4 protein-coding genes and 1 pseudogene are annotated in these 14,969 nt (G+C 42.2%); 1 reads left to right on the top strand and 4 read right to left on the bottom strand.

The window, feature by feature from the left end; all coding sequences use genetic code 11:
• From ACYRY3_RS09995 to ACYRY3_RS10005, 3 genes are all read right to left on the bottom strand, one after another.
• Positions 1-3,793: Hpt domain-containing protein (locus ACYRY3_RS09995; RefSeq protein WP_460201528.1), on the bottom strand; the 3,793-nt coding region annotated here is incomplete at its 3' end.
• 115 nt (positions 3,794-3,908) lie between these two features.
• Positions 3,909-6,917 (bottom strand): methyl-accepting chemotaxis protein, encoded by a 3,009-nt coding sequence (locus ACYRY3_RS10000; RefSeq protein WP_460201529.1) that lies wholly within the window; start codon positions 6,915-6,917, stop codon positions 3,909-3,911.
• Between the two features lie 21 nt (positions 6,918-6,938).
• Positions 6,939-7,469, bottom strand: coding sequence for a chemotaxis protein CheW (locus tag ACYRY3_RS10005; protein WP_460201530.1), 531 nt, complete (start codon positions 7,467-7,469; stop codon positions 6,939-6,941).
• A 1,084-nt stretch (positions 7,470-8,553) separates the two neighbouring features.
• Between ACYRY3_RS10005 and ACYRY3_RS10010 the strand changes: the two genes are divergently transcribed.
• Positions 8,554-9,054, top strand: a complete 501-nt coding sequence (locus ACYRY3_RS10010) for a pentapeptide repeat-containing protein (RefSeq protein WP_460201583.1) — start codon at positions 8,554-8,556, stop codon at positions 9,052-9,054.
• Positions 9,055-9,156: 102 nt separating this feature from the next.
• Here the strand turns inward: ACYRY3_RS10010 and ACYRY3_RS10015 are convergent.
• A pseudogene (locus ACYRY3_RS10015) lies at positions 9,157-14,943 on the bottom strand (DNA/RNA non-specific endonuclease); the annotation flags it as partial.
• Positions 14,944-14,969: the final 26 nt, after the last annotated feature.

Genomic DNA, 14,969 nt, shown 5'->3' on the forward strand with positions numbered 1-14,969 from the left:
TGGCTGCCTCCCGCACCCGCACAATCAGTTCAATCATTTCTTGAGACAAGGAGTGGAAGGGGGTGAATCGATCCATTTCCAGTTCTGTGAATCCCCTGTCCGTAGATTGGTGTAACAAGCCAGAACTGCTGCTTTTACGACTAGCCAGCAGAGATGCTTCTAGCAGAGAACGCTCATAGAGTTCCTGCATTCTCGCTCCTACATCACTCAATTGCTGCACCTGATGGAGTAAGTTGTCTAAAGACTGTCGCATACGTTCTTGGTCTTGTTCCAAGGTATTGCGATTGACCACTAACTCCCCAACCAAATTGCTCAAGTCGTCCAAATGCTTGACCGGAACTTTCATCAATTGCTCAAATCGAGGAGTGCGAGGGACTGAGGGTCTGGGTGGAAAATCTCCCTTAACCATCTCCTCCAATTCCTGGAATTGAACGTCGATATCCCCTTTAGCAACAACTGGTGTTACTGAGTTAATCGCTGAATCTGATAATTTTTTCGGAGCAGTCATTTCTGCCTGTGGTTGCTGGACTGCATCTAAACCAGATGCCAACTCCTGTTCTAATAACTTATCTAACTCAGCAAATTCATCATCAAAAGAAACATCAATTTGTTGAGCTAATTCCTCTTGGAACGCAGTTGATTCTATTACTTCTGGCGAAGTTGAACCTATGATGAAAGATGAATCCTCAAGGTTTAGCCCAGCCAACAACTCTGATAAATTAGCTGCTTGAGTATCTAAAAGTTGTGTTTCCTGCTCAACAAGTTCTTCGGGTCTATCAGTCGCTTCTTCTGAATCTACATTGGCGAATAAGTCTGAGAAATTAGATTCTTGTATTTCTAAAATTTCTGTTTTCTCCTCTGATTCCTCTTGTCTTGTAGGAACTGAAGATTCACTGCTTTTTGATTCTACACCTTCAAATAGTGCGGATAAGTTAGAAAAATCAGCTTCTTGAATATCTAAAACAATTCCTGCATTTTCCTCTGTTAAATCAGAAGATTTAATATTTAGTAGGATATCTGCTTCTTCAAGACTTGATTCTAATTCTGTTAATGGAACCACAGTTCCTAAATTGTCTTCGTTGATTGCGTCTAAAATTTCCTCATTAATTTTTTCTGATGCATCATCAACAGGTTGTAACTCTTGACTGGATTGTACTACTTCAGGCTCATTAGATTCTTCTACCAAGAAATCCAATTCTGAATTAATTTCTAAAGGATTTTCTGAATCTGTATTATCTGTGAAATCAAAATCTGCAAAACTTCTTTGTAGTATTGTCTCATTTTGAATGTCTATTAAACTTTCTAAATCGGTTTCTAAATTTATAAATGCCGGCGTCTCCTGAGAATTTATTTCATCCCGAGCAATTTCTTCAGAAAACAGATTTTCTGTTGTCTCTTGAGGTAACAGCGTAAAAGGATTATCTAAATCCATCGCTTGTGTATCTTCAAATACATCGGGCAATACTGTATTGTTCTCTACCTCTAAAAAGTTAACATCATCTGCACAATTTGCTTGTGTCGTTTCTTGTGACGAGTGAGTAAATTCCGGAGATAGTTCCAGACCTTCGGGAGGTGGAGCATTTGAGGTATCGCTTGGTTGAGAGCGATTGCTATTTTGTTCCAACAAACCGGAAGATTCATGAGAAGAAATATTCCCATTTCCAAGAGAAGATAAATTTGTAGAATCTGTGAGTGTTAGCTCTTCAAACAAATCATCATCTGATTCAGACAAAAACAAGAAATCAAAATCCTGTTCTTCCGTCTGAAAATCGCTCTCTAAATCTTCTAAATTTAAATTGTCTGAAATGCTCTCCGGCGACTGCTTGCTGTTACTAAAAATATCTTCATCAGCAGCGGCATACAACATTTTCTCTAACTGTTGTGCTGCATCTTCCTCAATCAAGGAATCAATTTCATTTTGAATTTCTTCTGTTTCCTGATGCCAGAATAATTGGCCATCTTCTATTCCAGGTAAAGTGTCTAATAATTCATTAGATATTAATTCATGGTTAGATAAAGCTATTTCGCTTTCTGGTTCAGCTTCGTCAAATAGTTCATCTAAAACCAGATTTTCACTCTTTTGTAGAGATGCTTTTGGTTCTTCTACTTGAGGTTGTAGCGTAATTTCTTTTAGAGGAGATAAATTTGCACTTTCTATGAACAAGTCATCAAAACTTGGTTCTTGAATAGTAACCAGTTCAAGACTTGGTTGTGGTTCTGTGTCCGCTCCTGCGTCATTGCCTAAGGTTAATAGTTCATTGTCATCTACTTTGAGTTCTAATAAATTGCCGATTTCGTCTTGTTTTTTTTCAATGTTGGGGGCTTGGACAACTGTGGCATCATTTGAGAACGGTGTATTGTCAACATTAATTAAATGAGAGCTTCCTTCATGTTTTGGTTCTACATTGTCTTCTTCTATAAAATCGCCAAATAATTCTCCAAAACCTAATTCTTCTTTGGTATTTTTCGTTTGTTGCTTCCTATTACTGATTTCTTCTTGAAAGAACAAGTCCTCAAATTCACTGTCAAAATCCTCGTTATTGCTGCTGCTGACCTCAATTCCCGGTTGGCTGGTGTTAGAGATGTCTAAAACTTCTTCATTGTCCCATGTGTCATCAAGATCGGAACTTTCTCCTTCAAATAAATCGGCAAGAGTATTTAACTCAGCTATTCCTACTTCCGGACCGTGGGCATCTGTGCTGCTAAGTATCACAGGTAAGGTATCAAATTGACCTTGAAATGAGTAGGTTAAATCTGTTAGACTAGAAATGGTATCTTGTGGCTCAACACTGCCAATTGCGACAGAATCATCTTCAATGATTTGTGCAACACCTTCATCCGCACTTTCAATAACATTGAAAGTTGGTGACATGATGTTTGGTTCTGAATTTTCTGATGCTCCTGTAGGCGTGTTTGCTGATTCATCAAGTAAATCAAAAGGAATTTCTAATAATTCTATTTCTGCTTCAAGACAGGTCAAAGCTTGCAGTTGTTGACTCACTGCAATTTCAGGCTCTCTGCCTGAAAGGACTAATTCCAGACCTTGTTTGAGATCCGTAATGACAATTTTAGCTAGGGTAAGATATGTATTTTCGGGGTTGGCGATCGCATTTCCGCAAGCCCGACACAGACTACACCAATTAGACCAATCAGATGCTTCCCCCAATTGAGCTAATTTATGGCAGCATTGCTCAAGGGTTTGACGAGTTTCTTTTGTTGCACCTTGTTTAAAGATTTGCAGCATTTCTCGCAGAATTTGGAGTACCTCGGCTTGCACGTTTTGCCGACGCTCGCTTTCTGTTAATCTCGCCTGTTGCGAAAAAGCAGTTTCCCTTGCCCCAGTGTTCTGAGTTGCGCCCTCTGCACTCCCCTGTTGTACCAGTAACTCTAAATGCTCGTGCAACCACGTAAAGACGGGTTCGGTTTCCGACATGAGAGTATTGGCTGTTTCTTCAGTTAAACCAAACGGTCTCTGTAGATGCTCCAATAATGCTTTTAAAGTATCCAAAACGCCAAGAAATAAGGACTCTAATTTCTGGTCTACCTTAATTGGATGCTCTTTTAAAATTTTGAAACAGTCTTCCAAACGGTGAGCCGTGCGCTGAATGCTACTCAGACCAAGCATTGCCGCCCCTCCTTTTATGGAGTGAGCCGCCCGGAAAACTTCATTGACCATTTCCGGATCGTTAAGGGTACTTTGAAGGTTCAGCAATCCCTGCTCGATAGTATTCAGGTGGTCTTTGGCTTCCTCTATGAAGTAACCCAAGATGCGCTGTTGTTGTTCTGGCAGCATAACCAAAAGAAAGGATAAAGTATGAAGGATAAAGGATGAAATATATAAGGATAAAGAATGAATGGTTTTTGATGAAGGATAAAACGTTTATACTTCATACTTTATACTTCATCCTTTACCTCGTATTTTCACTGGTTTCGACGCGGAAGCGTTCAACTGAGGAGATCAAGTCACGAGACACACCTACCAAGTGTTGTAAAGCCCCAGACACCCTTTGTGCTTCTTGAGAAGTTTCTTGTGCTGTCAGTTCTACAGATTGCATAACCTGAGCTACAGCACGGGAAGTTTCTGTTTGTTCGACGGTGTCAGCTGTAATTCCGCGTACCAGAATATCAATGCGCTTCGCCACTTGAATGATATTTTCGAGCGATCGCTTGGCTTCTTCTGCGAGTTGGGTACCTTTAATAACCTGTTGGGTACCTTCCTCCATTGCAGTCATCACAGAACCTGTCTCGCTCTGGATTTGCCGCACAATTTCTTCAATTTCCTTCAAGGACTTAGCCGATCTATCTGCGAGTTGGCGTACCTCATCCGCTACAATGGCAAAGCCACGTCCTGCTTCCCCTGCACGAGCCGCCTCAATGCTGGCATTGAGTGCTAGCAAGTTTGTTCTGGAAGCAATCTGAGAAATCAACGCCACAATCTTGGAGATTTCTTGGGAGGATTCTGCCAGTCGCTTGACTTTACGAGTTGTTTCTGCTACAGTCTCGCGAATTTCTAAGATTCCCGCCACAGTATTTTCCACCGCATCTCCACCCTTAAGAGCAATGTGACTGGCATCACGAGCCACTGCTTCTGCTTCCCGTGCTGCTTCTGCTACCCTATGAATGGAATCAGTCATGACCTGTACGGAATTCAGCGTCACTGCCAGTTCTTCTGCTTGCCGCAAGGCATCACTAGATAATGCTCTAGCAAAGGTTTCGGAATTAGTGGCACCTCTGGTCACTTCCCGTGCGGCAACTTTCACCTGTTGCACAATATCGCGCAGGTTTTGAATTGTGAGGTTAAAAGCATCAGCCACCGCCCCGAGTACATCAGCTGTCACCTCGGCTTGCACTGTCAAATCTCCTCGGGCAGCTCCTTCGACATCATCTAGCAAACGAATCACTTGACGTTGCAGGTTCTCTTTTGCCTCTTCCTGTTCTTGTGCCTTACGTGTTGCTTCATTGGTCGTTGTGAAAATGACACGAGCCATTTCGTTAAAGCTGGCTGCTAACTGACCCAATTCATCTTCGGAATACACTGTGGCTTGAACATTCAAATTCCCTTTGCTCACAGCGTCAAATTGCATTTGCAAATCTTTTGTTGTGCGGCGAACTTGCTTGAAGGCAAGACCCCCCATAAAACCTGCACTTGCAAATCCAGCAAGCCCTGCGGCTAGTGACATTGCCCAGCCAGTGTTTCGCACTCCTTCCCGTTGTGTGGGTGGTGAAAAGTTGGTAGCAGCCAAGCTAACGGCAGCAACAACAAGTGCCGAGACACAGCCTACAGTTCCCGCTGTAATCCATTGTTTGGCTTGTAGGGGAGCATTTTCTAGTGGTGCAAGAAAACCCTGTTCTACTGAGACGTGAGGTTCTACCTTCGAGACATCTCCCTGGGTAAACACGGGCACTTCTTCTTGCGAACCCGTCATACTAAACAACTCCGAGTCCCGTTCCGATACCAGGCTGCCTTCGATGCTAGCTGAGTTCTCGAAAGTTGTACTGCGCGACGTTCTACCGTTGTTTTCTACTGAGGCTACACGCAATGGTGCGTCATTATCTACAATGTCAAACCCTGGAATATTTCCCAAGTCGTCGAATTCGTCAAAGTCGTCCAGAAACTCTATATTGTTCCCTTTAGGGATATTTCCACCTTGGGGGATGTTCCTACTATCTTCATCGTCAGAAAATGTCTCGGTACCAAAAGCAGATTCAAAAGCTTCAAAGTCAAAACTCTCGTCGTCTTCGTCAAAAATATTCTGTTGAACTTTGGGGCTCAAGTTCTGCTGTTTCTCTTCTTTGACAAAATTGCTTTGTGCAAAATTGTCGTTGAAGGAAGAGGATATTTCAACTTGAGGTAAAGCAATGATGGGCTTGACATCTTCTTTGTGTGAGTCATTCCCAGAGGCAGAATCACTCACAGAACCTGGCGATTTATTGCTTTCTAATGTACTATTTTGTGAGGAAAAAAACTTTTCTTGGCTGCTATAGCTTGTTTGTGCTCGTTCGCTTAAATCTATATCATCTGTCAATAAAGTTTCATCTTCAGCCAGATTTATTCTTCCAATCTTATTTTTATCAATTTCTTCAAAATTTTCCTGACTGAAAAAATTCTCATTTTCCAAACTAATTGATGGCAATTCTAATTGTGCAAATGGGGAATTGCTCAAATCATTTTGTTCTTCGCCGTAGGATTTCTTTTCTTTAGAACTTGTACTACTTATTTGTAAATTATTATTTTCCTCTATATCTTCAAATTTTAATTCTGAGAGATCCCCTTGTAAAAAATCAGGAAGCTCTAATTCTACTTCCTCCCCACTTGTAGACTTTTTCCGCTCCCATGCTTCTTGTTTTACAACAAAAGGATTATCTCCCACACTGTCTTGGGAAGAGGATGAACTATATACACTACTGTTATCTATTGGTATATCAAATGGACTGCTAACAGGTAGTTCCTCCATTTCATCTGCAACTTCTTGATTTTCATCAAAGGATTTCAAACCAAAGCTATTGCTATGAAAATCTTTTATTTCCTCTAATGCTTCTAATTTTTCTTCAGAAAAGACTTGAGGTGTTGACTGTGACGAAACACTCATGTGATTTTCGTTCTTGTCCTCCTCAGGTAGGCTATTTTCCTCCAATTGCTGTTGGTATTGCCCAATAGCTTCTAAACCACTATGAGCGTAATTCGTAATGTTTGGATCGTCAGTTAAATCCAAAACACATTGGTATTCTGCTTTTGCCACATCAAGGCGTTGCAAAACGTAGTAAATATGACCCCGTAATAAACGGACATTTGGGTCATCTGGTAGATGTTGCACCACTTTGTCAACCAAAGCGGCTGCTTCTTCGTATTTACTGTCTACATAGGCTAGATAAGCCTGTTGATACGTCTGCTCGTAATCTTCTATACCGATTGACATTGTTTTTCCTACCTCCCAAATTCATCCTGCCCACCGAGCACTTCGCAAAATGGCCATCTGGTCGAGCAGCCTCAAACACTGATTTTTTTGAGTGTTTAAAACCCACTCTCCTCGTAAGAAGGGAGTCATAGCGTCAGGAACGCCAGTGGGTGCCATCAAATGCTGTACATCAAGCCAATCCATTCCGCCAATTTCTTCTACTGCCAAGCCGACGATTGTATCTTGCTCTTCAATAGCAATTACCGGAATTTCTGCTCGATCTGTATTTAATGTGGTTACTTCTCCCAAAAATTGACCCAAATCAGCTACCCAAATGACTCGACCTCGTAAATTTAGAGTACCCAAAAGCAAAGGAGAAGCATTAGGAATCGGCGTTATTCTGTCGGGACTCAGTTCAATGACTTCTCTAATTCCCGTGGCGAGTAGTGCAAACTCCTGATGCGAGGGAATGAAAAACCTCAAATATAGCTCTCCTTCAGGGCTTTCCACTTGTAATTCAGGACGGAAGTGATCTTGTCCACTCCCTCCTAAAAAGTCCGGTTTACTAACCATTTTGCATTCATCCTCATCCTCGCAGCAGTTGTTTGACTGTTCCCACCCTGCTGGTATAAGCTGTGCCGTCGTGTTGAATGTTGAGTAAGGAGTCAGTTTTGCTTAAGCCGGTGAGTGTGTTGACTAGAGATTGCTTGGTGAGTGTGTCGAGTAGTGCGACCTCAAATGCGTCACCTGGTGCGAGTGGAGTATCTTGACCCAAGGTGGTGTTTTTGAGAGTGAACTGTAAGTACTTGGCTCCTTCTGGGATAATAAATGATTGCGAGAAGTTGCTGTTAAAGGGTGAGCCACTTGCGGTGGACGGGTTCCCCGGCATAAGCAAAGTGGCGAACCCGGAGGGTGAGTCTTCCGTGAGGACTGCTTCCTTATTTAATATTGTTGCGGCACCACGGGTTGACCAACCAAATTCAGGCTTGCTTCTATCGGTTTGGTCAAAGTTCCCGTTGGTAATTTCTGCAAGCAGTATCGAAGATAATGGTGCTTTTAGCTGAGTTATAGTACTAGGCGCAACCGTGGTACTACGGATAGCGTTAATCATTTGCAGGTTTAACCACGATGGCAACTTACGCACGCTTGGAGCAAGAGTGTTGTTCATCAGGTCGTAGGGATGTACCTTAGAGTCGAGATGGCTACCGTCGGGGGTGAGGGTGGCTGTGAAGTCGGTGCCGACGAATGTACGTTTGCCATCGACAGTTTGTACGTAGCGATCGAAACCTGGGTTGCCGTTAATGATACCCACTAAGTGTCCCATTTCATGGAGGATGGTGGTTAGTAGGTCATACTTAAGAGCTGCGACGCCTGTTGTTGCACGGAACGCTGAATCGGTTAAGGTTTGGGAGAATTCGCTATTTTCCCAAGGGGTGGTGTCGATAAACCAGCCGACGCCATTAGCGTCAGTGTCTATGAGGAGGGTTCCACCGTTGGGGCGACCTAGTGAGTCGTAGTTGGTAATTTGGGCTTCAGCTAGTTGTCCGGTGGGGAGATCTTTGATTTCAAGATTAATGTTGAAGGTGGGGTCGAATAGTAATTGCCAGAGGTGTAGTGGGTTATCTTTATACGTGTTGGTTGATGCAAGGGTTAAGTTATGAAGACTGAAGAGTTGTTGCAGCGTTATGCTGCTGGAGAGCGTAACTTCGCTGGAATTGAACTGAGTTCGACCAAGGTCTTTGAAGATGTTGATTTGAGAGGAATTAATTTGAGCGGTGCTAATCTCAACAGTGTTCGCATTTACAGAAGTAACTTGAGCGAAGCTAGATTGTCCAGAGCTTCTATGGTTTCGAGTACCCTGATCGATGTCAATCTGAGCAATGCCGACTTGAACTGTACCTGTTTGTATCGAGCTGATTGGCGTAATGTTAACTTGAGTGAAGCCTATATGTGGGGAGCTAATTTGACCAAAGCTGCTTTGAGAAATGCCAACTTGTTCTTCACTAATCTGGAAGAAGCTATTTTGGTTCAAACTAGTTTGAATGGATCTACTAACACTGAATCGGTATTCCGAATCCATAATGCCTTTATTTGGAACCTGCGGCTGCCTGATGGAAGTATTGATGAAGGACCCCGGTTCGAGTTTCTGGAATATTGAGGAAGGCTCTTGCTCGGCTGTTAGTCGAGCAGTGGGAAGATTTAGAAGCTTATTGATATCAGTATTACTTTCAATTGTTTCTTGAATATCAGTAGGTATGTTGTTGAAGAAATTGTAACCTGTTACTGCTTCTAAATCATTAATTGAAACTACAGACTTTTTCCAGTCTTTTGATAATGTTGATGGAGCACCTGGTGTACCCCGTTCAATATCAACCTGGGAAAAGTTGGGAATATCTACTGCAAAAGCAACGGTATCCTTAGTTACATCTGCAATCCCTTCACCTGGGTTTAGCACCAAAAATACTTTCCAAACATGAGATGGAGCACTAATATTAGCATTAACTCCATCAATAGGTGCAGTAAAAGTTTTACGTTCTCCATCTCTACCCGCAATAATGTACAATTCTTTCCCCTTGTCTGTAACTAGGGTATCAGATAAAAATATCTCTAATTGTCCCCAGGGATCAACACCTTTCTCAACAATATTTTGGGGAACCATATTAGTCATCAGGTATGTCAGTTTATAATCTTTATAAATTTTGTAGTGTTCATTTGTTTGGCTATCTGGATAATAACTTTCTACTAATCGAGATCGGTCTTCTGCCCTGGTCATATGACCACGTTGAAAAACATCATATTTTACATCGCTTGAACCAGGAACTCTAGTTAGGGGAGGTGAAGGCAGGGAATAGTCTGCGACAAAGGGATCGCCTACTTCCTTCCTGGATACATTACCATTTGGACCTTCATTCCATAACCTATTTAATTGATAGCTTACCCAATTAGGTGTTTTTAGACTTTCGTTATAGGAAAGTGCAAATTGTGGTTTTTCAATGAGGAAATTATTGAGCTGGCTGAATCCTTCATCCTGTCGAGCCTCCTGTCCGTTTAGTACTGGGCTTCCAAATTGGAGATGCTTACTTTTGAAGAATACGTTGTCAATATAGACTGGTGTATCTCCGTGTAGACTTATTTTGAGTTTTGCAGTTTTACCTCTCACTTCATCTGGTACGTCTACCTGGAAAGTTTCAAAACCCCTTGTACCAAAGCCGATACGATTTAGTTGTGACTGTATACGTTCAAATGGTACTGCTACTCCTACTATTGGATCGCTAAAAGCTTCTGGGTGAACTTCACGTAAATCTACTGCTGGCAGTTCTTGGTTAATCTGATCCCCAGGAATTATAGTATTAGGATGAATTTGCTGACTCCTTAAATTATAGGTTTTTGTGTCTGTTTCTAAGTAAACCTGAATATAATCGTCCATATCGTCTAAACGAGATGGAACAGGCACATGGACATCAAGCCTTAGGGCACCCCAATCAGGAACAACAAAGCGGTTGTGCGTAATCTCATTTAGCCCATCTCCTAACTTTAGGGCATAGTTAGTTTGAGCAGGATTATAATTTACAGCTTGCCTGTATTGCGCCAAAGAATTAATATCTTCCCACCTAACCAAATGCCTTTGCGAAGCATCATTCTCGCCATTGTAGAAAGACCAGCCAGGTATTTCTTGTACTTCAAACTTGTTAGTAACCGCGTCAAAATTACCGTTAAACAGTGTGGGTACAGCATAATCACCGCGCATCCTAGCTAGGGCAGTGTTATCTTCTGTTAGCTTCGTCCGATTATTTCTCAGATACTGGTCAAAATCGCCAAGCTGCTCCTTGCTAAGTTTACTACCATTGACATCGTACACGCGACGGTCAATGCCACCACCCAATGCCGAGTAGAACCAACCCGTACCAATGCCCTCCCAAGGAGCATTTTGAGCGCCATGCACATATTGATACCCCGTATAATCAGGAGAATACCAAGTTAAATCGCTATTTGCGCTACGTTGAGATGGTTCTAAATCCCCAAGACGACGGTAAACCCGATTACCTTGATAAACAAAGGGGATAAAATCATCAAGAAAGCTCGACGTGTCCTCTGGAGCTGGAAGCATATCTTCATTAAGGTCAACAGTTCCGGCATACCAGGTGAGCGCCTGCTTGTGTGCTGCACCCTGCCCGTTATCTGGGGTAAAGTTTGCCCTACCTCCAATGTTTGTATTTCTATCTGCACCTATAATTTCTCGACCATTGCGTGTTTTTCCCCCAGTGCCAACGTTTTGATAGTAATTGTCTGCATAAGTAACATTATTCCAAACCCTAATACCAGGTTCGTTAAGATTCCACAAACTTCTGTCCAAAGAATTTTGCTGGAAATCATGGGGGTCAACCATCGTCATTTGAAGGTCGGGGAAGAAACTAGAATACCTATCTTTAGGGAAGAAACTACCCAAACGCTGGATTATCTCGCTGTTAATAACAGCACCCTGACCGTATCCAACAAAATGCGTGCGCGAATTAAATAGTTGATTGCGGTCCAATGTTTGGTTTAAATTTACCAGAGACGCAAACAAAGTATCGGAGAAAGCTTCGCTAAACCCTGAATTAAAGGCAGTTTTGCTGAGTTGAATATCCCAACCTGGTAATAATACTAAGGGTTTACCTAAATTGGCTTGTAAATCACTTGTGGTAATGAAACTATTATTTCTCTGATTCTTCCATCCACCAGTTTCTCTGTCATAAAGCAGAACTAAGCCTCTTTCTGCCTCTGGAATATTAGAATCATACAATTGGGCGATACGTTTAGCTGTTGCTAGGAGTTGGTTGTCGATTACCTCGCTCATTGAGCTGGCTTCGGAACCACGTGTAAGTATTGTTACGTTACTAAAAGCATCACTACTAGGTAACTGTGCTAGCCGAGTCCGAAACTCACCATCACGGACAATATATTCTTTACCTTTGTTCGTAATAGCTTCAACTGCCCAATAATATTTTTGCCCAGCAGTTAGAATGCGGTCAGAAGGAAGCGTAAACACATTGTTGTTACCCGAGCGACTACCACCAACCCAAGTCCATACACCATTTTTCCATTTCGCTGTCAAGATACGATTGGGGTTGGTATCGGCTAGCCCAATTAAGTCCAACTTACCCCAATTATCCGATGGTAGTAATCCCTCCCCTTCTTTAAAGACACTAACGTAAAGATTTACCTCTTTGATATCGTTGCTATCGGGATTACTGCATACGTCACTTGAATTTGTGGTTTCGCCATCAAAATTCCATCTAAATGTGGGTAGCAATGTATCAATGTTATAAACCCCAGTTGCAGTTGGCTCATTTAAGTTAATTAACGGCTTATCAGAGGCAATACTCAACCCTATTGAAACACCAGCGCCAATTTGTTGGCTTTCACCCCAAGGTGCTGCGACAGCAACTTTTGAATTGATATTATCAAGTGATTTTTTGTTAAGCTCTGCAGCGGAAGTATCTTTAATCGTTTGAATTATTTCTCGAACATCATAGAGGAGAGTACTGCTAATTCCAGGATATGTGGCATACAAGTATCGATTGTCGCTCGTAACTACTAAATCATTGGTAAGCCCCATTGAAATTGGTCGAGTAGCAGCTACTAATTTCGAGTTTTCTCCTAACGGGTTGATGATAACGCCAACATTACTACCTGAACCAACCCCATCAATACTGGGAATACCTGAACCAAACAAACGACCGTTACGACCAGCAACAAAAGCGTACTCCTCACCCGAATCAGGGTCACGCATCATTGTCACGGCAACCGCTTCATTCACATCAAACGCATCTTGCTCGCTGCCTAGCAATAGTTTGGTATATTTTGTTGTGGCTTTAAACTGACCGGGTTCATTATCAATCGTCAGAACACCAAACCCTTCAGCATCGTTCAAACGATTAGTAAAAATCATTTGGTTTGCGTATGGAGTAGCAGAAATACCTTCTACCCCAGCAGAGGTTTCAATAGTTCCCATGACCGTATGTAATACACGATAGGGGTCATTGGGGTTAATGTTAATCACCGAAATTGAACCTTTATTAGCCCTGGTACTAGTAGCACTAGTCACAAATAACCGAGTCCCATCGCTGTTCATTGCCATTTGGCGTATTCCCTTAGGTGCATCACTGAGCTGGATCGTGCTAACGTGCTGGTTAAAGCTTCGTGAATAAGGGTTAATGTCTAGAACAAAAATTTGTCCTTGATTGCGATCGGCAACATAAGCATATTTATTATTGGGGTGGATGACAATGTCAGCAAGTGCCGTACCAGCAGCATTTCTCAACTTAATAGACTGAATTCCATCTTCGTTAGGATTTACATCTAGTGGTCGCAAACCACGTAAATCTACAACGGAGATTTCACCAGTTCCCATTAAAGGTACGTAAGCAAGTGATGCGTTACTAGTGGTTGCAACGTATCTTGGTCTATCTTGCTTGCTAAGGTCGCCAACAGAAATACTAGCTAGTAGAAGATCCGCAACACTCTCTTGTGCAATAACTGCTTCAGGGTCGTGGGCATTGATAATTTTAACAGTATCGCTAAATGGGTTTGCAGCTACAGCTACTTCAAAACAATCTGTAAGAGGAATAGGTATTGGAATGGGGTTAGTTAAATCATCTTCAACACCAGACAGCTTTCGTCTCAATGAAATTGTTACATCTTTGCTATAAGGAATATAATCTGGAAGACGTAGCAGAAGTTGAGAATTAGATTTTATGGAAATATCTTTCAACTCATAAGTTTTAAGACCGTATTGCAAATCTATTTTGAGATTCTCAATACTATCTCCAAAATTTTGTCCATCAACTTGTAGAAATGCTCCTGTTCGATCGAAATCCAGAGCAACACTCTCAACTACTGGTATGATTCTCGACTCGATTGCTGGAGGGTCTAGTTGAACTACAGCAGTCATTTTTGATGTAACTTGTTCTAGGTTAAGACTGACTCGATCTGAAATTTGGTAAGGTAAGCCAATTGTGGGAATACATATTAGAGTTGTCTTTGCTATAGTCTGAAGCACCGCCGCCGACAATAATAGTCCAAAGCCTATACCTAGTGCAAGACCGACATAAACACCTGAAAGTCCAGGTGCTCTTAAAGCTAATTGTGTAGCACCCGAAGCAGCAATAGCCGTACTTGCTGTTACTGATGTGCCTAGTTGTGTAATGGCTCCGGCAACAGCATAGCGAAATAATGGAACGGCAACAGTATATGTACCCGATACTACAGCACCCGCCCAAGGTGGTGAGGAAGTACGAATCATACCATCATCACCAACTACCCCAGAATCATCAATTATCCAACTTGGTTGCAAAGCTCCTGTATCATCAGGTGCCATAATTTGGCGCATGAAAAATACTTCTTTCCCAGCCTCAATCCCGTAGGTATTTGGAATGGCAAGTTGTGTTGGTACATTCAGCTGTTCTTTACCAACGTCCAACTTAAATGCTCCAGCAAATGCAAATTTATCATCCAATACAGATAAGGGCAGCGTACTAGCATCTAATGTTGTAATGCTAACAGTAGCATTTTCCTTCAATGCACCAGGTGCTACCATCACCATTGAGCCATCAGTAGCTTGTACCGCACCACCGTCTTTACCCAGCACTGCTGAGTTTAGATGTGGAATTTCCACCCTTACAGGCAATACATACTCGCTAGCGCCGTGAATGACAGTAACATTCGCTACGCCTTCATCTAATGCAGTAATTAACCCATCCTCGCTTACGGTAATGATATCTGAGTTACTCACAAAGTAACGCGTACCAGATAAAGCAGTTCTCAAATCAGGCGAATCAATAACCTCATTGATACCAACCAAAATTTTACGTTTTACACCTTCAACCAAGGTGACAGCTTGTGGGTACACGTTTAGACCATTACTTTCTACCAACGCCATATTAAACTCTGCATCGTTCGTCGGCAGCCCTAACTCACCCACTCTTAGCGCCGTTACAGCCGTAATACCATTGCGCGACGCACTGAGTACCGACACACCATCACTAAGTGCAGTCACTACACCCATATTTGTAACGGATGCCACTGTGGACT

The sequence above is a fragment of the Scytonema sp. NUACC21 genome, assembly GCF_054684315.1.